The sequence below is a fragment of the Bacillus sp. FSL R5-0603 genome, from assembly GCF_038050295.1.
GTDB lineage: Bacteria > Bacillota > Bacilli > Bacillales > Bacillaceae > Bacillus > Bacillus subtilis.
Map to the genome: position 1 here is coordinate 2872069 of NZ_JBBOYP010000001.1, position 23374 is coordinate 2895442.

General features: G+C 45.0%; 25 protein-coding genes. 6 read left to right on the top strand and 19 right to left on the bottom strand.

Annotation, left to right across the window (positions count from 1 at the left end):
* Nucleotides 1–19: 19 nt before the first annotated feature.
* A complete protein-coding gene (gene acsA, locus NYE56_RS14840; RefSeq protein WP_004399030.1) occupies nucleotides 20–1738 on the bottom strand; it encodes an acetate--CoA ligase in 1719 nt (572 codons plus the stop codon).
* Between the two features lie 160 nt (nucleotides 1739–1898).
* On the opposite strand from acsA, the gene acuA reads away from it, so the two are divergent.
* The 3 genes from acuA to NYE56_RS14855 are packed head-to-tail and all read left to right on the top strand — an operon-like array spanning nucleotide 1899 to nucleotide 4362.
* Nucleotides 1899–2531 carry an acetoin utilization protein acetyltransferase AcuA gene (acuA, locus tag NYE56_RS14845; RefSeq protein ID WP_003229296.1) on the top strand — a complete coding sequence of 211 codons (633 nt, stop codon included), beginning with the start codon at nucleotides 1899–1901 and terminating at the stop codon, nucleotides 2529–2531.
* Nucleotides 2532–2557: 26 nt separating this feature from the next.
* Complete coding sequence (locus NYE56_RS14850; RefSeq protein ID WP_003229294.1) at nucleotides 2558–3202, top strand: acetoin utilization AcuB family protein; 645 nt, start codon at nucleotides 2558–2560, stop codon at nucleotides 3200–3202.
* The gene (locus NYE56_RS14855) at nucleotides 3199–4362 is read left to right on the top strand and encodes an acetoin utilization protein AcuC (protein WP_015251447.1); all 1164 of its coding nucleotides are present in this window, start codon (nucleotides 3199–3201) and stop codon (nucleotides 4360–4362) included. Before NYE56_RS14850 ends, NYE56_RS14855 begins: the two co-directional genes overlap by 4 nt.
* A 10-nt stretch (nucleotides 4363–4372) precedes the next feature.
* Here the strand turns inward: NYE56_RS14855 and motS are convergent, their stop codons facing one another.
* The 13 genes from motS to NYE56_RS14920 form a co-directional block, all read right to left on the bottom strand.
* A complete protein-coding gene (gene motS, locus NYE56_RS14860; protein WP_341284031.1) occupies nucleotides 4373–5101 on the bottom strand; it encodes a flagellar motor protein MotS in 729 nt (242 codons plus the stop codon).
* A complete protein-coding gene (motP, locus tag NYE56_RS14865) occupies nucleotides 5091–5909 on the bottom strand; it encodes a flagellar motor protein MotP (RefSeq protein WP_014477672.1) in 819 nt (272 codons plus the stop codon). Before motP ends, motS begins: the two co-directional genes overlap by 11 nt.
* Before the next feature lie 62 nt (nucleotides 5910–5971).
* The gene (ccpA, locus tag NYE56_RS14870; RefSeq protein WP_017695488.1) at nucleotides 5972–6976 is read right to left on the bottom strand and encodes a catabolite control protein A; all 1005 of its coding nucleotides are present in this window, start codon (nucleotides 6974–6976) and stop codon (nucleotides 5972–5974) included.
* 275 nt (nucleotides 6977–7251) lie between these two features.
* Nucleotides 7252–8328, bottom strand: a complete 1077-nt coding sequence (locus NYE56_RS14875; protein WP_003223454.1) for a bifunctional 3-deoxy-7-phosphoheptulonate synthase/chorismate mutase — start codon at nucleotides 8326–8328, stop codon at nucleotides 7252–7254.
* A 235-nt stretch (nucleotides 8329–8563) separates the two neighbouring features.
* Nucleotides 8564–8890, bottom strand: a complete 327-nt coding sequence (gene ytxJ / locus NYE56_RS14880; RefSeq protein WP_014665009.1) for a bacillithiol system redox-active protein YtxJ — start codon at nucleotides 8888–8890, stop codon at nucleotides 8564–8566.
* 23 nt (nucleotides 8891–8913) lie between these two features.
* Nucleotides 8914–9369, bottom strand: coding sequence for a YtxH domain-containing protein (locus NYE56_RS14885; RefSeq protein ID WP_004398549.1), 456 nt, complete (start codon nucleotides 9367–9369; stop codon nucleotides 8914–8916).
* A gap of 30 nt (nucleotides 9370–9399) precedes the next feature.
* On the bottom strand, nucleotides 9400–9822 hold the full coding sequence (locus NYE56_RS14890; RefSeq protein ID WP_003229276.1) for a DUF948 domain-containing protein: 423 nt from the start codon (nucleotides 9820–9822) through the stop codon (nucleotides 9400–9402).
* A 161-nt stretch (nucleotides 9823–9983) separates the two neighbouring features.
* Nucleotides 9984–11282 (bottom strand): UDP-N-acetylmuramate--L-alanine ligase, encoded by a 1299-nt coding sequence (murC, locus tag NYE56_RS14895; protein WP_003229274.1) that lies wholly within the window; start codon nucleotides 11280–11282, stop codon nucleotides 9984–9986.
* A 249-nt stretch (nucleotides 11283–11531) separates the two neighbouring features.
* Nucleotides 11532–14390, bottom strand: coding sequence for a DNA translocase SftA (sftA, locus tag NYE56_RS14900; RefSeq protein ID WP_341284032.1), 2859 nt, complete (start codon nucleotides 14388–14390; stop codon nucleotides 11532–11534).
* Between the two features lie 159 nt (nucleotides 14391–14549).
* A complete protein-coding gene (gene ytpR, locus NYE56_RS14905) occupies nucleotides 14550–15155 on the bottom strand; it encodes a YtpR family tRNA-binding protein (protein ID WP_003229269.1) in 606 nt (201 codons plus the stop codon).
* Nucleotides 15156–15170: 15 nt separating this feature from the next.
* Nucleotides 15171–15980, bottom strand: a complete 810-nt coding sequence (locus NYE56_RS14910; RefSeq protein WP_009967991.1) for a DUF1444 domain-containing protein — start codon at nucleotides 15978–15980, stop codon at nucleotides 15171–15173.
* 14 nt (nucleotides 15981–15994) lie between these two features.
* On the bottom strand, nucleotides 15995–16318 hold the full coding sequence (locus tag NYE56_RS14915; RefSeq protein ID WP_024572891.1) for a thioredoxin family protein: 324 nt from the start codon (nucleotides 16316–16318) through the stop codon (nucleotides 15995–15997).
* Nucleotides 16319–16357: 39 nt separating this feature from the next.
* Nucleotides 16358–16474: a hypothetical protein gene (locus NYE56_RS14920; RefSeq protein WP_004399150.1), complete on the bottom strand. Its 117-nt coding sequence runs from the start codon at nucleotides 16472–16474 to the stop codon at nucleotides 16358–16360.
* Between the two features lie 79 nt (nucleotides 16475–16553).
* On the opposite strand from NYE56_RS14920, the gene NYE56_RS14925 reads away from it, so the two are divergent.
* A complete protein-coding gene (locus NYE56_RS14925) occupies nucleotides 16554–17000 on the top strand; it encodes a YtoQ family protein (RefSeq protein ID WP_327828216.1) in 447 nt (148 codons plus the stop codon).
* A 54-nt stretch (nucleotides 17001–17054) separates the two neighbouring features.
* Here the strand turns inward: NYE56_RS14925 and NYE56_RS14930 are convergent, their stop codons facing one another.
* Nucleotides 17055–18128 carry a M42 family metallopeptidase gene (locus NYE56_RS14930; RefSeq protein ID WP_014480574.1) on the bottom strand — a complete coding sequence of 358 codons (1074 nt, stop codon included), beginning with the start codon at nucleotides 18126–18128 and terminating at the stop codon, nucleotides 17055–17057.
* A 158-nt stretch (nucleotides 18129–18286) separates the two neighbouring features.
* Between NYE56_RS14930 and NYE56_RS14935 the strand changes: the two genes are divergently transcribed.
* Complete coding sequence (locus tag NYE56_RS14935; protein WP_014477682.1) at nucleotides 18287–18604, top strand: PepSY domain-containing protein; 318 nt, start codon at nucleotides 18287–18289, stop codon at nucleotides 18602–18604.
* A 52-nt stretch (nucleotides 18605–18656) separates the two neighbouring features.
* Here NYE56_RS14935 and NYE56_RS14940 read toward each other — a convergent pair whose 3' ends face one another.
* From NYE56_RS14940 to trmB, 3 genes are all read right to left on the bottom strand, one after another.
* Nucleotides 18657–20357, bottom strand: a complete 1701-nt coding sequence (locus NYE56_RS14940; RefSeq protein WP_341284033.1) for an NAD-dependent malic enzyme — start codon at nucleotides 20355–20357, stop codon at nucleotides 18657–18659.
* 82 nt (nucleotides 20358–20439) lie between these two features.
* The gene (locus NYE56_RS14945) at nucleotides 20440–21285 is read right to left on the bottom strand and encodes a YtnP family quorum-quenching lactonase (RefSeq protein WP_268555655.1); all 846 of its coding nucleotides are present in this window, start codon (nucleotides 21283–21285) and stop codon (nucleotides 20440–20442) included.
* A gap of 69 nt (nucleotides 21286–21354) precedes the next feature.
* Nucleotides 21355–21996: a tRNA (guanosine(46)-N7)-methyltransferase TrmB gene (gene trmB, locus NYE56_RS14950; RefSeq protein WP_014477684.1), complete on the bottom strand. Its 642-nt coding sequence runs from the start codon at nucleotides 21994–21996 to the stop codon at nucleotides 21355–21357.
* 206 nt (nucleotides 21997–22202) lie between these two features.
* Between trmB and NYE56_RS14955 the strand changes: the two genes are divergently transcribed.
* Nucleotides 22203–22481 (top strand): YtzH-like family protein, encoded by a 279-nt coding sequence (locus tag NYE56_RS14955; protein ID WP_003237926.1) that lies wholly within the window; start codon nucleotides 22203–22205, stop codon nucleotides 22479–22481.
* Here NYE56_RS14955 and NYE56_RS14960 read toward each other — a convergent pair whose 3' ends face one another.
* Nucleotides 22482–23279 (bottom strand): phosphotransferase family protein, encoded by a 798-nt coding sequence (locus NYE56_RS14960; RefSeq protein ID WP_009967993.1) that lies wholly within the window; start codon nucleotides 23277–23279, stop codon nucleotides 22482–22484.
* Between the last annotated feature and the right edge of the window lie 95 nt (nucleotides 23280–23374).

Here is a 23374-nt window from a genome sequence, read left to right on the forward strand (position 1 = left end):
CCTGTGTCAACGCCGCCTTTTAATCCTCCATTGTTGACAGATCTCCAGCCGGCAGATTAAGCTCCCATGCCTTCAGCACGCGCCTCATGATCTTTCCGCTTCGGGTTTTCGGAAGCTTATCTTTAAATTCGATCTCACGCGGAGCCGCATGGGCTGCAAGACCCTGCTTTACAAATAGGCGGATCTCTTCTTTCAGTTTATCAGACGGCTCAAATCCTTCCCTGAGTGCAATAAAGGCTTTAATGATTTCTCCACGCACCGGGTCAGGCTTTCCGATTACGCCTGCTTCTGCAATAGCCGGATGTTCGACAAGCTTGCTTTCCACTTCAAATGGGCCGACGCGCTCACCGGAGGTCATGATGACGTCATCAACTCTGCCTTGGAACCAAAAGTATCCCTCTTCATCCATGTAAGCAGAATCCCCAGACACATACCAGCCGCCCGGCATGAAATACGATTCATACTTTTCAGGGTTATTCCAAATGGTATGCATCATGGAAGGCCAGCCCTTTTTGATGGCGAGATTGCCCATTCGGTACGGCGGAAGCTCGTTGCCTTGATTGTCAACGATCGCTGCCTCCACTCCTGGAATCGGCTTACCCATTGAACCCGGTTTAATATCCATGCAAGGATAGTTGCAGATAAGCTGACTGCCCGTTTCTGTCATCCACCATGTATCATGAATTCGTTTGTTAAAAACTTTATGTCCCCATCTGATGACTTCCGGATTTAGCGGCTCACCGACACTGAGCACATGCCGTAGTGAAGTTAGATCATATTTCGCAGCCATTTCATCTCCCGCTCCCATCAGCATCCGAAAAGCGGTCGGCGCGCTGTACCAGACATTGACGCCAAGCTGTTCAATCGTACCATACCAGCTTTCCGGGCTGAAACGTCCGCCGACGATGACATTTGTCGCTCCGTTCAGCCACGGTGCAAAAATGCCGTATACCGTACCTGTCACCCAGCCTGGATCAGCCGTGCACCAATAAATGTCTTCTTCCTTTAAATCAAGGACCCACTTTCCTGTTTGATATTGCTGAATCATCGCTTCATGGACATGCAGCACGCCCTTTGGCGTACCAGTGGAACCTGATGTATAGTGAAGCAGAAAGCCGTCTTTTTTATCCATCCATTCGATATCCAGTCTTGTGCTTTCCTGTTTCGCTGCTTCATCATAATTGATGATATTCGTGCCGCTCTCAGCCTCTCCCCCGACTACGAAGACATGCTGCAAGTGAGGCAGTTTGTCTACCGGTATTCTCTCCAGCAGCTCAGGTGTTGTGACAACAACCTTTGCCTCACTGTTTTCAAGCCGATCTTTCACCGCTCCCTCCATAAATGCTTCGAACAGCGGCCCGGCGATGGCGCCAATTTTGATTGCGCCAAGCATAATAAAATAAAGCTCGGGTGATCTCGGCATAAAAATAAAAACGCGGTCCCCTTTTTCCACATTTCCATACCGTCTCAGCACATTCCCGGCTCTGTTTGATTCTTCCTTCATTTCTTTAAATGTGTATTTTTCATCCCGTTTTGCGTCTTTATAATAAAGCGCTACTTTGTTTTTTCGAAACGATTCGGCATGGCGGTCAATCGCTTCATACGCCGCATTCAGTTTCCCTGTCTCATGCCAAGAGAAATGTTTCTCTGCCTCGGCCCAATCAAAATGCCGGTACGTTTCTTCATAGTTTTTTAAGTTATGATCCCCCTCTATTGCTGGTAACGCTTTCAAATTCATGCCCAAACATCCCCCTTTGCTGAAGTTGTCACAATTATTATAGTATATATTCATATTCTTCTCAATTTTTAAAATATAAACCAGGTTGAAAACGCTTTATAATTTGGTATTCTTAAAGAAGGCATGTATTTTTGATAAGAATTGATGGGACGGTGAATTAGTGGAACATCATAAAACATACCATTCAGCAAACATCAAAACAGCAACCGGCTCTTTACTGATAGAAGGGCCTGTCTCTCCAGAGGATTTGGCAGGTTATGAGTTTCATAAAGATTTAACCGCATTTCGCCCGCCTCGCGAGCAGCATGAAGCGCTAGTCGACATTGCAGGCCTTCCCGAAGGGCGCATTATTATTGCCAGAGACGGCCGAACCATTGTCGGCTATGTCACGTATTTATATCCTGACCCGCTCGAAAGATGGTCTGAAGGAAATATGGAGGATTTGATTGAGCTCGGAGCCATCGAAGTAGCGCCGGACTATCGGGGATGCGCTGTCGGAAAGACGCTCCTGACCGTCAGCATGATGGATGAACAAATGGAAAACTACATTGTGATGACGACAGAATATTACTGGCATTGGGATTTAAAAGGGATGAAAAAAGATGTGTGGGAATACAGAAAGATCATGGAAAAGATGATGAATGCAGGCGGATTGGTCTGGTTTGCAACGGATGAGCCGGAGATCAGCTCCCACCCTGCAAACTGTCTGATGGCCCGCATTGGAAAAAACGTCAGCCAAGAATCAATTGAGCAATTTGACAGGCTCCGTTTTTATCATCGTTATATGTATTAACTGACACTGACAAAGGGGAAAAAATAATGATTGTTGAGCAAATCATGAAAAGAGATGTCATTACATTAACGAAGACGGATACGCTTGAAACAGCAATATGCAAACTGAAGGAATTCCATATCAGGCATCTGCCTGTTGTAGATGAAGAACGACACGTGATCGGCATGATTACAGACAGGGACATGAAACAGGCCAGCCCGAGTATTTTTGAAGAAAACAAACGAAGCCTATTTCTCACACGAAGCGTAGATTCAATTATGAAAAAGGATGTTGTCTGCGCCCATCCGTTAGATTTTGTCGAAGAAATATCAGCCGTGTTCTACGAGCATGGCATCGGCTGCCTTCCAGTGGTACACCATCAAAAATTAATAGGCATTTTAACAAAAACCGATTTGCTGCGGACGTTTGTCAAATTGACAGGCGCTGACCAGCCGGGCTCGCAAATTGAGATAAAAGTAAACGACATCACCAAAAGCCTCGCTGAGATCAGCAGTCTTTGCCAAGACCTTCAAGTCAAAATATTAAGCGTGCTTGTTTATCCGCATGACGATCCCGGTGTAAAAGTCCTTGTCTTCCGTGTAAAAACGATGAATCCGCTGCCGTTTTTGCAGGCATTACAAAGAAATGGACACCACGTCGTATGGCCGTCAGAGCAAAGGGATCTGCTATGAGAGACAGTGTATTTATCTATTCTCCATCCTACCAAACCTATATGTTTCATCAGGAGCATCCCTTTAATCAGCAGCGGGTTCTGTTAACATATGATTTGCTTAAGACGATCAATGCCTTTGATGATGGAGACATTGTCACCCCCAGACTCGCTTCAGAAGAGGAGCTTTCCCTTGTCCACACGGACGATTACATTCAGGCCGTAAAGCTTGCGGGCGCCGGAAAGCTTCCCGCTGAAGAAGGAGAAAGCTACGGGCTCGGCACTGAAGACACACCCGTCTTTGCCGGCATGCACGAAGCGGCATCACTCTTGGTCGGCGGCACTTTAACGGCCGCAGACTGGGTCATGTCAGGACAAGCCCTGCATGCGGCAAACCTTGGCGGAGGGCTTCATCACGGCTTTCGCGGGAGAGCATCAGGATTCTGCATATACAACGACAGCGCTGTGGCTATTCAATATATCCAGAAAAAATATAGCGCCAGAGTGCTTTATATTGATACGGACGCCCACCACGGGGACGGTGTGCAATTTACATTTTACGATAATCCTGACGTATGCACGCTGTCCATTCATGAAACAGGAAGGTATTTATTCCCTGGAACCGGCCAGATCCAAGAAAAAGGCAGCGGAAAAGGATATGGCTATTCCTTTAATATTCCGCTTGACGCTTTTACAGAGGACGATTCTTTTCTTGAGGCTTACCGGACAGCAGCTTCAGAAGTCGCCGCGTATTTCGAGCCCGATGTCATTATCAGCCAAAACGGCGCCGATGCCCATTACTACGACCCGCTGACGCATTTATCAGCAACAATCAATATATACGAAGAAATCCCCCGTCTTGCACATACTTTGGCTCATCAATATTGCGGAGGGAAATGGATTGCAGTCGGAGGCGGCGGATATGATATTTGGCGTGTCGTGCCCCGCGCCTGGGCCAGAATATGGCTTGAAATGAAGGGAATTGACCCGGGTCACGAGATCCCGCCGGAATGGATTGCTAAATGGCAAAAACAATGCCCCGTGGCCCTTCCGTCGAGCTGGAGCGATCCGGCTGATTTATATCCTCCGATTCCCCGCAAGCCTGAAATTACAGAAAAAAATGCCCAAACTGTCAGCAAAGCATTATATGCGATACGTTCTGAACAGCAAAGAACAAAGTAAAAAACGACCTTTACGAAGAGGTCGTTTTTGATTTTTTAATCACTATTTCCACACGCCGATTTTCCTTCATGTGTTCATTTGTCTTGTTATCCTTTACTGGCTTTGTATCCGCATAACCGACAGCAATAAAGCGCTTGGAGGGAAGCTTCTCTTTTGACGTGAAGTATTGAATCACTCCACTTGCCCGTGCTGCTGATAGCTCCCAATTCGACGGGTATCGGTATGTCGAAATGTTTCGGCTGTCTGTATGCCCCTCCACCTGAATGTCATTTGGAATGGTTTGAAGAAGAACGGCAATTTGGTGAAGAAGTGTTTCGGCATTTTTCAGCACCTTTGCCTCACCTGTATCAAACAGCACAGCCTCCTGAAGAACGAGCACGACACCGCGTTCATCCCGTTTGGCTGTCATTTGGGCCTTCAAATGATTGTCTTTTATATATGTATTTACTTTCTTGAGAAGCTGATCCTGCTGATCCTCTTGCTTCTTCGTATCAGATGGGGATGTACTCTTTTTTTCTATGGATGTTTGGTCCGGCTGAAGCCCGTTGCCTTCCTTCTGGATCGAGTCCACTGCCGCTTTGAATTTTTGCAGATCGATTTGGGACATCGAAAAGAGTAAAATAAAGAACACAAGGATCAAGGTGATCAGATCTGTAAAGGTTACCATCCAGCTGGACGAAGATTGACTGTTTTTTGCGCTTCCATTCCTTCTTTCAAAACGTTCTCTTCTAAGCTTCATGTACAGATCCCTTTTTTGTTTTTACTTGTTTTGGCTGCTTCTGCCATTCTTCCCGTGAGCTGAAAACGACCAGCTGGCTTTCAAGGTTGCGCGGGTTTTTTCCGGATTGAACACCGATAATCCCTTCCACCATTACCTGCTTGATAAAAATTTCACTTTCTGTTTTCTCTTCAAGCTTAGCCGCGATCGGGTTGAAGACCATATTTGCCAGTAATGAACCATATAAAGTCGTCAGAAGCGCAATGGCCATGTTTGGTCCGAGCATATGCGGGTCGTTTAAGTTTTTGAGCATCAGCACAAGCCCGACGAGTGTTCCGATCATTCCCCACGCCGGAGCGAATTCTCCCGCTTTTTCAAAAACTCGCCGCCCTTTTCGGTGCCGTTCCTCCATTGCTGCGATTTCGGAATCCATGACGAGCCGAATCGTTTCTTCATCCCAGCCGTCAATCGCTAAAAGCAGCCCTTTTTTCAAGAATGGATCTTTGATTTCCCGAGCCTGATCATCCAATGATAAAAGCCCGTGTTTTCGCGCGTGATCGGAAAGGGAAACAAAGGTTTTCACAAGATCTTTCACATTGTCTTCCTGGCGGATGAATGCCTGCTTTAACACAGAGGGCGCTTTTTTCAGCTCTCTTGGCGGAAAACTGATAAAAACAGCGGCGCAAAGTCCCCCTGTTACGATGAAGAAAGAGGTTAGATCAAGAAAAGAGCGGAAACCGCTTACTCCCGATCCTGAAATAATCCCAATAACAATAATAATCGTTCCTAACACAAATCCAACAGGTGTAAGATAATCAAAACGTTTCATCATTTCTCCCCATGAAAAAAGCAAGAATTCACCATAAAGGTGAAGCTTGCTCTTTGTTTTTCTTATGACTTGGTTGACTTTCTAAGCTCTATACGGTGCGGCAGTTCGACGATATGCTCTTCAACCGGCTCTTTATTCATGAGCTTCGTCAGCAGTCTCATCGCAACGGCGCCGATATCATATGTCGGCTGAACAACTGTTGAAAGCTGAGGACGAACCATGAGGCTTAATCTTGTATTATCAAAACCGATAATGTCGAGATCCTCCGGAATGGATAAGCCCTGATCCTGAGCGGCATGGATAATGCCGAGTGCCATTTCATCAGTTGCAGAAAGAATGGCTGTCGGTTTTTTATCCAGGCTCATCAGATGCTGCAGTGCTTCGAGTCCGGAATCATATGTGTAATCCCCTTCAGCTACAAATTGTTCATTAAACGGAAGGTTCGCTTCTTCAAGCGCACGTTTGTAGCCTTGGAGTTTTTTCGAACGGTTGATCGGCTCTGTCATTGGTCCAGAAACGAACGCGATGTCTGTATGTCCTTTATCAACCAAAAGCTTCACGGCATCATAAATCGCCTGTTCGTAATCAATAGCGACTGACGGTGTTTCCTCCTGCTCTTCTACAGAAGCGGCAAGTACGATCGGCACTGGGGAACGCTTAAATTCCGCCACATGCTCGTCCGTAATGTTTCCGCCCATAAACACGATGCCGTCCACTTGTTTGCCGAGCATTGTGTTTAACAAGTGCAGCTCTTTCTCCATGTTTTGGTCAGAGTTGCTCAAAATAATATTGTATTTATACATTGTCGCGATATCTTCAATTCCGCGTGCAAGCTCTGAATAGAAAATGCTTGAAATATCGGGAATGATGACACCAACAGTTGTTGTTTTTTTACTTGCCAGTCCTCTTGCCACCGCGTTTGGACGGTAACCAAGACGTTCAATGGCTTCCAAGACTTTTTTCCGCGTTGTCGGTTTTACATTCGGGTTGCCGTTCACGACACGGGAAACGGTTGCCATGCTTACATTAGCTTCTCTCGCTACGTCGTAGATCGTAATATTGCTCATCCTAAAACCACTCCTTTTACTGGATACACTTATCCTTATCTATAGCATAAACACTTTATGTAGAGAAATGTCATAATGTCCGAATTTATGTCGTTTATGATTTGTAAGCGTAAGTCAGTAGTGTACATTATTTTTCATTATTCATCAAATTTAATTACTTCTCATGAAATTATACACGTTTTTATAGATGATGAAAACGTATACTTGGGTTTTATAACTAAATAAACGAGAAAGCATAAAAAAAGGCCGCAGGCGCGGCCTTTTGGATTGTTCAATTAAGCGTTGACTTTCACCATTGGCTTCAGTTCATTCAGCCATTTTTCGAATTCAGGAATCGCCATTTGCTGAGCAGAGTCAGAAAGTGCGACTGACGGATCAGGGTGAACCTCAGCCATTACGCCATCTGCACCGATCGCTAAAGCGGCTTTAGCTGTCGGAAGCAAGAGGTCACGGCGGCCTGTTGAATGCGTAACATCAACAAAGACTGGCAAATGCGTTTCTTGTTTCAAAATCGGCACAGCTGAAATATCCAGCGTGTTTCTCGTTGCTGTTTCGTATGTTCTGATACCGCGCTCACAAAGGATAATTTGGTCATTTCCTTGTGACATGATGTATTCAGCAGCATTGATGAATTCAGAGATCGTTGCAGCAAGACCGCGCTTCAGAAGCACTGGCTTTTTCACGGCGCCGGCCGCTTTCAGCAATTCGAAGTTTTGCATGTTGCGCGCTCCGATTTGAATGACATCAATGTAGTCCAGCGCTTCTTCGATATGAGCCGGAGTTACGATTTCACTGATAACCGCCAGATCAAATTCATCCGCTACACGTTTTAAAATTTGAAGGCCTTCAACACCAAGCCCTTGGAAATCGTATGGGCTCGTACGAGGCTTAAAGGCTCCACCGCGCAAAATTTTAATCCCTTGTTTTTTCGCAGCTGCAGCGACTTCAGCTACCTGCTCATAGCTCTCTACCGCACATGGGCCGACAATGAATCTTTGCTGACCGTCTCCGATTTTTTCGCCTTTGATATCAACAATTGTATCTTCAGGTTTTTTCTTGCGGGAGACAAGCAGCGCTTTGCTGTGATCTTCTTCCTGAAGCTCTAAACCGGCTTTGAATATCTCTTTAAAAATGTGCTGGATGGTTGAATTTTCGAACGGCCCGTCATTGTTTTCAATGATATTGTTTAACATCGTGCGTTCTCTGACAGGGTCAAATCGGTTCACACCCTGTGCTTCCTTCGCTTTACCGATCTCTTTTACAACATTGCCGCGTTCGTTGATTAATTTTAAAATTTGTAGGTTTAATTCGTCTGCTTTCTGCCTTAAAAGCTCTAACTCTGTGTTGCTCATTTTTTTCATCCTTTCCCTGCACATTCATTTTTTATTTTGTAGTTATCATGCATCTTACTATAAGTAATTCCAAATGGAAATACTGAAATACAAAAAATTTTATAAAAACTCTACTTTATTACCCAAACGCTTTTAAGTGATAAAGTAATCTATGAAGCTATCCTACATGATGTGAGGGCAATGTTCAAGGGTTTTTTACAAAAAAAAGCGCCAGATGATATCTGGACGCTTTTTTCTATGACAAATGCTGCTCAATAGCGGCTTCTGTAATTTGTGAATGTGAGGTATGCCATTTCACTTCACCGTTCTGGATGATGAATACCTGAGGGCTTTCATGCTTGACCCCATATGTTTCTGCAATGAAATTTGACAGCGGCCGTGCTTCTTGTACTTGAAGATAGTAAGCCGGCACATCCTCATGCTGATTTGCAAAGGCATCAAACTCATGAAATGCTGCCTGGCTGATCGGGCATGTGGTGCTGTGTTTAAAGAAGACGAAAGCGCCTTCCTGTTCTGCAATCCGTTTAAATTCTTCCTCAGATTGAATAAGCTGTTTAGCCATGACTCAAGCTCTTCCTTCCCTGCTCAGCGATTCAACTGCTCAGCCTGTTTTTGTGCATCTTTCAGTTCGTCTTTTACATCTTCTTTCGTCTGGAGGACTTGATCTTTTGTTTCATCGGCTGCCTGCATCGCTTCTTCCCTCATATCCTGCATTGCAGTCGATGAATCCGTTTTGTCAGATTTGGAACGGTCTCTTAAATCCTTTACCTTGTTCATGATCTGTCCAGACTGATCCGCTACAAGCTGTGTGATGTTGGAAGTTTTGTCTTTTGCGATGCTGACATATTGCGTGCCTTTTTCCTTCGCATCTGCCGTCATTTTATCAGTTTTGTCCCGTAAAGCAACAGCCTGGCTGCCGAGATCGTCGCGAAGTTCTTTGCCTGATTTAGGCGCTAGAAAAAGAGCTGTAGTGGCACCGATGATTCCCCCGATTAAAGTTCCGATTAAAAAATCTTTACTATTAATTCCATCTTTGCTCATCATTATTCCTCCTCTTAGTATTTTTTTCTCTTACAGGGCTGATTTTTTCTTTTGCTTCCATTTCTCCCAAATTTCCATTGCTGCTTGACTCCATGTGACAACTTGATTGATCTTATCTTGATTTTCTCTAACTGATGCCGATACAGACCCTGCCGCTTGTTTCATGGATGTATTGAACTGCTGTACAGAAGCTCCCACTCCTTGAACAGCATGAACGACCGTGTTCAGCTTTTCTGATTTTTCCTGAATATCTTCAGCCAGGCGGTTGGTCTTATGTAAAAGCTCGGCTGTTTCAGTTGTGATGCCCTTCATTTGTCCCTCCAGCCCTTCAAGAGTGGATGCGACGTTTTTTAGTGTCAGCTGCAGTGACTTCAATGTTTTAGACAAGTAGATCACTAATACGAGAAATGCAACTGCGATGAGTGCAACGCTCAAATAAAGAATAATAATCATCTCAAACCTCCTTGCTGCAGGATATACTGCTGTTTACCCGTTTTCTTCAATCATAAACATGTGTATTGGGCTGTATACATACTATTCTCCGTTATGTAAGAAAATCCTTTAATAAGCTTTCCCATCAGATAAATAAAAAGCAGTGAGATCACTGCTTTTTATTATGCCATGACGTTTTCGTAGGCTCTCATATATTTTTGGATATCTCCTGCTCCCATGAAGATGAGAACGGCTTTATCATGAGCTTTTAAAACAGATGTGTCATCTTCTTCAATCAGCTTGGCATTATGAATTTTTCCCTGGAGATCGCCGATCGTCAGCTTTCCGGCATTCTCACGGGCTGAGCCGAAAATATCGCATAAATACACACAGTCAGCGCCGCTCAGGCTTTCTGCAAATTCGTCAAGGAACTGCTGCGTCCGTGTAAATGTATGAGGCTGGAATACCGCGACAATTTCCCGATCAGGATACTTCTGTCTTGCCGCCTCGATTGTCACTTTTATTTCTGTCGGATGATGGGCATAGTCATCGATCAGCACTTGATCCCCAAGCTGCTTCTCATTGAATCTGCGTTTGACGCCCCCAAAGGATTTGAGAGCATGCTTAATGATGCTGGAATCAATTTCTTCATAATGGCATAACGCAATGACCGCCAATGAGTTTAATACATTGTGGTGGCCGTACGCAGGAATATAAAACGTATCATAGAACGTATTGCGGACAAAGACATCAAAAGTTGTCCCTTCCGTGCTTTTTACGATGTTTCTGGCTTGAAAATCATTTTCTTCCCCCGTGCCATAATACACAACCGGGACGTTCGCATGGATTTTCGGCAGATGCTCATCGTCTCCGCAGGCAATAATGCCTTTGTTGACTTGAAGAGCCATCTCTTGGAAAGCGTCAAATACATCGTCAATGCTTGAAAAGTAATCAGGGTGATCAAAATCAATATTCGTCATAATCGCATAATCTGGCTGATAGCTTAAGAAATGGCGGCGGTATTCGCACGCTTCAAACACAAAGTATTCGCTGTTTTCATTTCCCTGGCCTGTTCCGTCTCCGATTAAGAAAGACGTCGGTTTTGCGTTTTGGATCACGTGAGCCAGCAGACCCGTAGTCGACGTTTTGCCGTGTGCGCCCGTAACGGCAACACTCGTGAATTTTTTCATGTAGTCGCCTAAAAACTTATGATAACGTATCACCGGAATTCCCTCAGACATCGCTTTTTCTATTTCAGGATGCGTGTCTGGGAATGCGTTTCCGGCGATGACTGTCATGCCGGGTTTAATATTTTCCGCGCTAAAAGGAAGAATCGTAATATTTCTTTTTTCAAGCGCTGTTTGCGTAAAAATAAATTTTTCGATATCCGATCCTTGGACAGTATATCCATTATCATGAAGTATTTGGGCAAGCGGACTCATACCGGTCCCTTTTATTCCAACAAAATGATAAACAGTCATAATTGTACCTCCAACAAACGTCTATCTGTTCCCCAGTATATGACGCTCATTTCAATTTGCGACCGCGGCGGCTGAAAAGCCTCCCTTAGCGGCGTATTTTATATGTTTTGTTATGTTTAGTATCAGGTTATTTCTTTCCGATTAAACCCAGATATCAAGATTTGTCTATGCACAGCTGCTGTAAAGCGGCATAGCTGTTAAATGCTCTAAACACTATCATACCATGTTTGGTGTGAAAATGAACCCATATTATTCGTTTATTAAATCACTTGCTGTGATCAGCACCTCCCGAGGCTTGCTTCCTTTTGCCTCAGAGATCATGCCTTCCGCTTCCATCATGTCGATCAGCCTTGCCGCACGATTGTAACCGATTCTGAATCTTCTTTGCAGGCTTGAAGTGCTCGCACTGTTTTGCTCTACAACAAACTCACACGCTTCGTAAAACAGTTCGTCCTCTTCTTTCAGGGCTGATCCTTGTCTTACGAGCTCTTCTTGTTCAAATAAATAGGTCGGCGGCATTTGGCTTCTGACGTGGGAAACGACGCGGTCAATTTCCCGGTCTGACACAAAGTTACCTTGCAGACGGACCGGTTTTCCCGAGCCGTTTTCCAAAAAGAGCATATCCCCTTTTCCGAGAAGCTTTTCTGCACCGGCTATGTCAATAATTGTTCGGGAATCAACCTGGCTTGAAACAGAAAAGGCGATTCTCGTTGGGATATTCGCCTTTATCAGACCTGTAATGACATCGACTGACGGACGCTGAGTTGCGACGAGAAGATGGATACCGCACGCTCTGGCTTTTTGGGCGATCCGCGCAATGCTTTCTTCCACATCGTTTGGAGCCACCATCATCAAATCTGCAAGCTCATCAATAATGACAACTAAATATGGCAGCTTTTCACCCATTTGGTGTTCAGCGGTTAATTGATTAAAGCGGTCAATGTCGCGGACACCTGAATGGGCAAAAAGCTCATAGCGGCGCTCCATTTCCTCAACGACCCATTTCAAAGCAGCTGTAGCCGCTTTAGCATCAGTAATGACCGGGCTGACGAGGTGAGGAATTTTATTGTAAGGGGCCAGCTCTACCATTTTCGGATCAATCAGCAGCACCTTTACCTCACTCGGGTCAGCTTTATAAAGCAGGCTGACTAATATTGTATTGATACATACGCTTTTTCCGGAGCCTGTAGCGCCGGCAATCAAGCCATGCGGCATTTTCTTCAAGTCGATAACAACAGGATTTCCTGAAATATCTAATCCCAGCGCAGCTGTGAGCGGTGACTTGCTTGTCCTGAAAGCTGAGCTGCGAATCATTTGGCGCAAATCAACCACCTTGCTCGTGCGGTTCGGCACTTCAATTCCGATCGTGTTTTTCCCCGGAATCGGCGCTTCAATCCGAATATCTCTCGCTGAGAGACTGAGTTTAATATCATCGGACAAGTTGGTGATTTTATTCACCTTTACACCTGGTTCAGGATGCACTTCAAATCTCGTGACAGACGGACCCTGGGTTACATGGACCACATTGGCGCGGACATTGAAATTTTTCAAGGTCAAATCAAGAAGCTGACGCTGTTCTTCGATCCACGCAGTATCATCTTGAACCTGCGCTGGCGGGACATCAAGCAGTGCAACATTCGGAAATACATAGCTGCCGCGGCGCTCCTCTGCTTTTTGCTGTTTATGCGTATCTCTTTTCAGCATCATAACATTAAAAGGAACGGATGGCCCTTTTTGAGAAGATGCGCTTTGTTCGGCCCTTTTTTCCTGTACACCAGGCCTTTTTTTCGGCTCTTCTGAAGCTTCGCGAGGTTTGTCTGCGCGAATTTCCTGCCGGTTTTCAAGGGCTGCAGAAAACGATTTGGAACCCTGCTCCAAGCGTTCAGTTTTCTCAAGCCCTGTATGGCTATCTGGCTGAACATCTATCTTCGTTTTCTGAGCCTCTCCCAGGATGTCATAATGATTATTTATTATGCTGTCTGATGGCTCTTCTGATTCTTTTGCCACAGTTTCTGCTTGAGCCAGAGCCTCTGATGAATACTCATGATCAGTAAATAAAGGCTCTTCCTGACGAATGTCCATTTGTTCTTCTTTAACGAACGGGGACTCAGCACCTTCTTCCGCGTTTTCATGATGATTGTATACTGGGCTGTCTGACGGCTCTTTTGCTTTTTCATCCTCAGATACTGCCTCTGTCTGAGATTCAGGAGCTGTTTGCTCTTCATCAAGTTCAGAGGAGAAAACAGGCTCTTCAAATTTCTCTGACTGCTGCTCCCTTTGTTCTTCCTCAGCCGTTGCAGGCTCTTCGCGGCCTACTTCACTGTCTGAAAGCCCTTCAGCCGCCGTATCTGTGAGCATCTCAGGCGGTGTTTGCTCTTCGGCTTGTTCAGCTGGGAAGAAAGGCTCCTCTTTTTCCGGCTGTTGAACGCCTGACTCAAATGGCACTTTGTTACCTGACGGCTCGGCTGGCCGTTTCGCCAGCGCCTCATCATGCTCCGTATCCTTTCTGTTTAAAACGCCAGAAGGCTGTTTTTCAAATTGGGTATCCGGGAAGAAAGGACTTTCTTTTTTGGAATGCGCCTGTGTGTCTGAAGCAGGATAGCCGCGTTCACGTTCGATCTCTTCTGACAGCAGTGTTACCTTCTCTTTTACCGATTTATCCGGTTCGTTCAATGTTTCAGAAGGCTTTTTCGGCACATCCTTTTTAACAGATGGTTTTTGATTGAATCCATAGACAGGCGAAGGGATATTTGTCGGTTTAAACGGTTTCTTCGCCGGCTCTGATGCTTGATATGTATGCTGCTCTTCTTCATTTCTGGGACGCTCTCTGTAAGGTGCTGCACTTGGACGAGGCGCGGATTTCGGTTCGTCCGATGGTGTGCGGCGCTTTCTCAGGTCATGATTTTTGTATCCGTCTGGCACGACTGGAAAACGGAATTTGCCTTTTGGATATTCATAATATATTTTAGGATCTTCCAATCTTTTTAATTGTCCTTCAGGATGATGTACTTCTTGTTGCTGCGTAATTTGAGCGGGTTTTGTCTCCCGTTCAGCATCCTCTTCGCTTTCGCCTAAAAACAAATCAAAAAATTTATGAAGCCAACTCATAATTTATCTCTAACTCCCTTATAGTTTTCTGGGACGGTTTTTAGTATACCACTGCTGGTCGGCCCAGAAAAGATTAAGCTATCAGCAGAAACAAAGCCGCTAAACAAGGGCTTAGCGGCTTTTCACATGATTCGTTTTTTTTGGCGGATTTATGGGAGTCTAAAACTGAAATGCGTCTCCCGCCTCATAGTCTCCTTCTAACACAAGGATTCCTTTTTCAGCAGGGGCATCCGGCAAATCAAGCTCTTTCGCTGAGCAGATCATCCCGCTTGACGGAACGCCGCGAAGCTCTGCATCCTTAATGACAAGTCCGCTAGGCATCACAGCACCGACTTTGGCAACGACAACTTTTTGGCCTTGGTCAACGTTAGGCGCGCCGCAGACGATCTGAAGCGTTTCTTCTCCTACGTTGACTTTACATACGCTTAATTTATCCGCATTCGGATGTTTTTCTTTTGATTCAACATACCCCACAACAAACTTCGGAGATAAATCAACGACTAATGTTTCTTCAACGCCGTTTCTGTTTAAAATCTCATTCACATCTTGCACGAATGTTTCTGAGAGCGCAACAGGGCCGTTTTCATCAATGGTCAAGTAAGAAGACGCATTGAAAATGTTGAAGCCCGTTGTTTCTTTTGTTTCGTTATTGAAAATTTTGACGACGTCGCCGTGTTTTTCATAGCCTAATTGTTCGCGTGTCACATCTTGAAGAGAGATCAGGAGCGTGTCTCCCACACCTTCTTTATTATAAAAAGCGTTCATAAGTAAAAATCCTTTCTAATCCTTTTTCGGACGGCTTTTCGCCAGGATAAACACCGGTTCCAGCTTTCCTTCATTGTACAAAAATGATAGGGCGGTAATCGGGACGGTGCCGCCTGCAAAGAAGCTCATCGACATTTGTCCTAGAATATCATACCCCGATTCATTCCGGATGTCAGCAAGAATCAAAACGTCCTGATGAGGAACAGAGATCGCCAGCTCCCCTTCTGCATGCTGCTTATATTCATTTAAGATCGCTTCGTTCAAAATCCGGCTTGCGTCGTATCCGTCGTTTGCCCTGAAAAAATAAAAGTAATTGCCTGCAACCGTATCCTCTTTGACAACCGTCGGCAGGGAACGGAGATTAAATGCGGCCGTCTCTCTGATCCGCTCTTTTGTCCAGTTTTCTTTCTCAAGCATGCGCTGGTCAATTAAACGGTAGGTTTTCCCGAGATCTAGCGCGTAATAAATTCTTGTCTCTGCGGTATGATCGTCATAAATGAGCGGGATATCTTCGCTGGACTTGTCCGGGAAGGAAGTCGAGCGGATGACCGGATAAATGCGAGTTTCTTTCCCGGTCATTTCCTGAGCCTTCCCTTCCATTGCCGTCATCGCTTCGGAGACATAGTACACGATCTCATCAATGGCTTCGTCTTTTTTCAGTTCCCATTTTGCAATAATCGGCGGCAAATCGAGCGTAATCCCTTTTTTAGTCGTTTGATCCTCAACACGGAGGGTGTCTTTTTCTCTGTCAAACAGAAAGGAGCGATTCTCGTGCTGAAGGCGCTGTTTCAGTATATCTGACAGCTTCCTTGAGGTCATTTTCAAACCGATGTCCTCCTTTACGCTTTAGCGAGAGAGTCTGTTAAAAACTGTTCAATTTCTTCTTTTGTTTTGCGGTCTTTGCTGACAAAACGATTTACTTCTTTTCCTTCATTAAACACCACAAAGCTTGGGATCCCGTAAATTTCCCACTCTGCACATGTATCAATGAATTTGTCACGATCTACGTAGTAGTAGGTGAATTCAGGAAAATTCGCTTCCAGTTCAGGCAGGAAAGGCTCTACAAAACGGCAATCCGGGCACCAATCGGCAGAAAACATAAATACAGCCCAATCATCCTGTACCGCTTTTTCCAGCTCTTGAGTTGATTCAATTTTTTTCATTTCATATCCCTCCAGTTGTTTATGTTCTTACATGTTTTTTTATCGATACTCGTCCATTTGGATCATACCAAACTGCTTGAGGCAAAACCACTTATATGCAACGAATGAATATGTAAGATTGGCTTTCCCATTATCATTATCATATTTTATTTGCATTATCAAGCTCGTTTCGTTTAACATCGTGTACATGAGGGTAAAATTCACAGATTGACATACATAAGGAGGGATTTTTAATATGGAGTTTATCGTCTATTTAGCAGGAGAAATCCACAGCAATTGGCGCGAGGAAATTAAAGAAAAAACAAAATCATTGAAGCTGCCGATTACGTTTGTTGGCCCGATGGAGAATCATGACCGCTCAGACAATATTGGTGAAGAAATTATGGGCGTACAGCCAAATGCCGTTTTAAACGATGACAAAGCCTCTGACATCAACAACTTCAGAACCGCCGTCCTGATGAATAAAGCAGACTTTGTGATCGCCCTGTTTGGCGAAAAGTACAAACAGTGGAACACGGCAATGGATGCATCATATGCGATCGCAAAAGGAAAACCCCTGATTATCATCCGGCCGGAATCGCTTCACCATCCTTTAAAAGAGCTTTCCAATAAAGCGAATATAACGGTTGAAACCGTTAACCAAGCCATTAAGGCCCTTTCCTATCTATTTGAAACAGAATAAGAAAAAAGCTTGTCGATCCGGGCTTACTGCTCGTTCAACAAGCTTTTATGAAACCTACATATTTTCTTTAATCGCATCCACCGTCTGCTTATCGCAGGCTGTTACAAGTTTGATGAGCATTTCTTTAGCAGCAGCATAATCATCAATATGAATGATAGAAGCGTTTGTATGAATATAGCGGGAACATATTCCGATAACCGCTGACGGCACACCGCTGTTCGAAATATGAACCTTGCCTGCGTCTGTTCCCCCGCCGGATACAAAATATTGATATGGAATATCATGCGTTTCAGCCATATCAAGAACGAATTCCCTCATTCCGCGATGCATGACTGTCGTTCTGTCAAGAATGCGCAGCAAAAAGCCTTTTCCAAGCTGGCCGAATTCATTTTTGTCTCCGCTCATATCGTTTGCCGGGCTGGCGTCAAGGGCGAAAAACAAGTCCGGTTTAATCATATGAGAAGCCGTCTGCGCGCCCCTTAGCCCTACTTCTTCCTGAACCGTTGCACCAGCATAGAGTGTATTCGGAAGCTCTTTACCGTGTAATTCCTTCAGAAGTTCAATGCTTAAGCCGCATCCATATCTGTTATCCCATGCTTTTGATAAAATTTTCTTTTCATTCGCCATCGTCGTAAACGGACAAACAGGCACAATCTGCTGTCCCGGTTTAATGCCGATTTTGATGGCGTCTTCCTTATCATCCGCTCCAATGTCGATCATCATGTTTTTGATATCCATCGGACGGTTTCGCTGCGCATCTGTCAATAAATGCGGCGGTATGCTTGAAATCACACCCGGAACCGGCCCGTTATCTGTTTGAATTTCAACCCGCTGCGCAAGCAAAACCTGGCTCCACCAGCCGCCGAGCGTCTGGAATCTGAGCAGCCCGTTGTCTGTAATGGATGTCACCATGAAGCCGACTTCGTCCATGTGCCCGGCTACCATAATTCTCGGTGCGTCCTCTGCGCCTCGTCTGACTCCGAAAACACTTCCCAGTCTGTCCTGAACGATGTCATCGGCATATTTGGCTAGCTCCTGCTTCATAAAAGCACGAACCTGATGCTCATTGCCCGGCGCGCCGGGAAGCTGCGTCAGTGTTTGGAAAAGCGCTTTCGTTTCTTGATTCATGTTTTCCCCTCATTTCTATGTAGTCCTTTTATTTTATTAGAAACAATGAAGTTTTCCAAGCACCCTGACCCAATCTGCTCGATCAGCCGCGTATTGCTTAACAGGATTTGGCTGTTTCTGTATAATGAAAAGTACGATCAACCAGGAGGTGCTTTATTTTGAAATTGCGTCATCTTCTTTTAGGAGCAGGACTTGGAATTTGTACGGCTGTCGTTGTGAAACAATATGTGATGAAGCCTTATATTTCTTCAGAAAAAGCGCTTCGAATTGTAAAATCTGCTTTTAAGCAGCGGGGCCCGATTGACGGATCATGGATTTACACCCAGCCGGAGCCTTACAATATTAACGGAGAAACGGTACAGGTATACAAAACCGGCATTACACGATCAGCTTTCGGAGAATTAGAACAGTATGAAGTCATGGTGGATGCGAAAACGGGAGAAATTGTTGATGTCATTGATACAATCGCCTCTTAACACCGGACAAGCAAAAAATAGAAGCCGCTGCCTATGCAGCGGCTCTTTTTTATTATATCGCGCGAATCGGTTTGTATACCGGATACCACATCGCATCCTGCACTGCCTGTATAATGTCTTCAGGCTCTTCCGCAGCGACGCCTTCCTTCATTGCGGTTTTTGCAACTTCAACAGCAACGGTTGCCGAAACAGTGCGCAAATCTTCAACTTTTGGAAGCATCGGCGCGCCAGGCACCCCGACATTGACCATACCTGCGATTGCCCGGGCACATGCTTCAAACATGCCGTCGGTAATTAATTTTGATTTTGTAACAATCGTTCCAAGACCGAGACCAGGGAAGACAAGCGCGTTGTTTGCCTGCCCGATATGATACGTAACTCCGTTATATTCAACTGGCGGGAACGGGCTTCCTGTCGTGATCAGCGCACGGCCTTCTGTCCATTCGATTAAATCCTCCGGTTTTGCTTCAGAAAGGGTTGTCGGATTTGACATTGGCAAAATCGCCGGCCGTTTCACATGTGACGCCATTTCTTTTACAATTTCTTCAGTGAAAGCGCCGGAAACTGTAGATGTGCCGATCAGGATCGTTGGTTTCGCCTGCCGGACCACTTCAAGAAGATCAATGCCTCCGCCGTCTCCGTTCCGCTTATAATCCTTCACTTCATCAGCCGAACGGGCATACGGCTTTTGGAAATCAAGAAGCTGATCCATATCATCTGTTAACAGCCCGTTTCTGTCTATGCACCAGAAGCGCTTGTATGATTCTTCTTCACTCAGTCCCTCGCGCACCAATGCTTCCCGCAGCTGTTCGGCAATTCCGATTCCTGCCGTTCCCGCTCCGAATATAACAACTCTGTGATCCCTCAGCGGAACTTTAGACGCTTTTGCACAGGATAAGACTGCGGCCAAAGAAACAGCGCCAGTTCCTTGGATATCATCATTGAAGGTACACACTTTATCTTTATAGCGTTTCAAAATGCTTCGCGCATTTTTCGCCCCGAAATCCTCCCAATGCAGCAATGCATTCGGAAATGTTTCTCTCGCCAGCGCAACGTAGTCGTCAATAAATTGGTCATAACGTTCTCCGCGCACTCTAGAATGCTGGTTGCCGACATAAAGCGGATCGTTCAAGAGGCTCTCCTGATTTGTCCCCGCATCTAATACAACAGCCAGCACTCTGCTCGGATCAATGCCCGCAGCCGCTGTATAAACCGCCAGCTTGCCGATAGAAATCGCGATTCCTCCGACGCCCCAGTCACCGATTCCTAAAATTCCTTCCGCATCAGTTGCAACAATTAAATCGATCGTATCGCTTTGATCTTTATACTGTTTAAATGCTTCTTTCATACCGTCCGGGTCATCGATTGACAGATAGAGCCCTCGTGGTTTTCTGTATTCATGGCTGTATCTCTGGATTGCCGTTCCGACTGTCGGTGTGTAGACAATCGGGAGCATTTCCCCTAAATGGTCATTTAACAGGCGGTAAAACAGCGTTTCATTCCGATCGTGCAACGCCGTTAAATAGACATTTTTGCTTAAATCGTCAGGCTGTGCGGAATATTGTTCATACGCTCTTTTCGCCTGATCATCAATTGTTAATACCTTGGGCGGCAGAAAGCCTTTTAAACCAAGTTCTTTTCTTTCTTCCTCAGTAAAAGCAACACCTTTGTTCAAAAAAGGAACAGAGAGCACTTCAAGGCCTCTTAATGTTGTTTGAATGTCTCCTTCGTTTGTTACTCTGAATTGTTTCACCCTGCCTCTTCCTTTCTGAGCATAATTAGTACTAGGTTTGCATTATTAGCCGGAAAACATGCAGGGTAAACATAAAAATATGCTATTGCTTCATTCGCTTAACTGACTTTTTGATGCTTCCGTCCTCCTCCCATTGAAGCGCGCGATATTCGGCATCATGATAAAAAATAAACCAAGCGTCTTTTTCTGCTGCGAACGCCTGCCATTTCTGCTTTTGCGGGATAGAGGTCATCGGATAATCATCGTAAGCCAGCACCCATAGCGGATTGCGGTGGGCATGTGTCGGCATCAGATCTGCCATATGTACGGCAGTTTCACCCGCATCCTCGCATATCAGGACACTGTGTCCGTCGCTATGGCCTCCGGTGTGATGCATTGTAATACCCTCTGTGATCGTTAAGGTGTCTTCAAAGGTTTTGACTTGGCCAGCTACAGCCTCCCAATTTTCTTTCCAATACGTATTTTTCGACCTGATATTCGGATGGCGCATTTCGTCCCATTCAACAGCAGATGTATAAATCACTGCATTCGGAAAGACAGAGACGAGCCGTTCACCTTCATATTCCGTTAAACCGCATGCATGATCAAAATGAAGGTGTGTCATTGCGATCACATCTATATTGGCAACCGTTAATCCGAGTGCAGCTAATGAGGGTTTCACATTCGACTCTTGTGTCACGCCATAGTTTCGTTTTTGTTTATCAGTCAGCTTGCCGGACCCAATTCCGGCGTCAACGATGATATTGAGCCCATCCTTTTGAATCAAAATAGGGTCTGTTCTTAGTTCAATCTGGTTTTTTTCATTGACTGGATATTTTTTAGACCAAAGCGGCTTTGGCACAACGCCGAACATGGCGCCTCCGTCCATATGCGTCACGCCTCCGTCAAGCCAGGTCAACGTGATGTTTCCAATTTTCATTGTTTCCATTTTCATCCCCCCTGTCATCATGGTAGCAAACGGCCCATAAAAAAAACAGACTCCTGTCAGAGTCTGTCTTTACGTTCTCCATTCAACCTCAGCCCGATAGATCGGCTGGCCGAGTGCAGAGAATTTTTCTTCATATTCTGTCATAATATTGCCTTCCAGATTGCTGTTATGCAAATCGAGACTGACGTATGTCAGCAGGAGGCCGTACTCAGAGAAGCTCTTCAAAGAGTACTCAAACAAACCTCGGTTGTCCGTTTTAAAATGAATCGCTCCGCCTTTGCCCATTACATCTTCATATTTTTTCAGGAAGTGGGAATATGTCAGGCGGCGTTTTTCATGCCGTTTCTTCGGCCAAGGATCAGAAAAGTTCAAGTAGACCCGTTTCACTTCCCCCGGCTCAAACACATCCGTCAGCGTGTCCGCATCTATATTCAGAAGCTTTACATTCTGCGCTTCGCTGTCTTTTACTTTTTGGACGGCTGTCACGATGACGCTTTTAAATAACTCAATACCAATATAATTGATGTCGGGATTTTGTTTGGCCATACCAGAAATAAATTGGCCTTTTCCTGTACCAACCTCGATATGGATCGGATTGTCGTTGCCAAACACTGTGTTCCATTTCCCTTTATAATCAGCAGGATTGCTGATGGCAATATCTGCGTTTTCAGCCAAAAAGTCATCAGCCCAAGGCTTGTGGCGCATTCTCATATGATTGACACCTCTATCTATTATTTCGACTAACAACATACCATGAATTAAAAAGACCCGCAAGCTCGTTTTTCCAGTGTATCTCTCTTAAGGCCGAGCGCATAAAAAAAGAGGGTCCCGTCTGCTGGAACACTCCTTTCACATGTATAAAAACGCTCTGTTTTGAACAATTTAACCCGTATGATACTGAAGGGATGTGTACCGTTATGGGTTTACATTATGAGCATCAAGTTCATTTATTGAAGGATATATTGACTGACCATCAATTGGACTGCTGCGGAACAGTCGCAGAGTACGAGCAGCTTGAGCGTGTGATTAAATCACTGATGGCAAACACCGAGCTTGATTCAAATTTCAAAAACGTGCTTGAAGATGTTTACCGCTACAGCCAATCAGGAATATCGTCCAAATCCATCGACTCACACATACAAGAGCATCAGAACAGCCTGTCTCAATGGGTAGAGCAAATGGATTCGTATTCCTGATTAATCAACAATTCGTTTCATGAGGATATGCAGCTCTTCCATTGCATCATGAAATTCTTTATCATTGCCTTTTGCTTTATGCCAGGCAATGAAAGTAATTGTTTCAGATAACACATACCAAGCCATTCGCAACCGAAGGCTTTCTGTCAGCTCTATGCCGTACATGCTCAGCCAGCTCTCCCAAGCTGGCTTTTCGACGTAGTGGTACAGCAAAGGCCCGAGGTCCATCGCCGGATCAGCGATCATGGCGCCGTCCCAGTCAATTAAATACAGCTGGTTGTCTTCAGACAATAGCCAGTTATTATGATTGACATCACAATGGCAAACGACTTTCTCACCGAAATGCACTTCATGCAGGTGTTCTTCCAAATACTTGATCCCTTCTTGAATCAGCGGCGAAGATTGCTGCACAGCAAATACAGCCTGCTTCAGCTGAGACAAAAGAGCCCCCGGGTTCAGCGGTTCTTTTCCAAGTCTCTTCAGCATGTCCAGCAAGGCTTTTGATGTGTGTATTTTACGAAGCAATTCAGCAACGGGCCGTCCGCTCATGTCTTTAGGCTTCAGCTCTCTGCCGGTCATCCAGTGCTGGGCCGTAATGACGTCCCCATTTTCCATCCGTTTTGTCCAAACCAGCTTCGGAACAATGCCTTCGGCGGATAAAACAGCTAAAAAAGGTGAGCTATTACGTTTTAAAAAAAGCTGCTGCCCGTTATGTTTCGCATAATATGCATCTCCTGTAGCTCCTCCGGCGGGGAAGATCTCCCAATCGCTACCTAGTAATTGTCCCAACCAGTTCATATCAATGTTCAACCCATCATTTCTTAAAATATTTTAGAATTAAGGCTAATCGTTTCTAGTCTATCCAGCGAATGCCTTTTTCGTACGAATCGTAT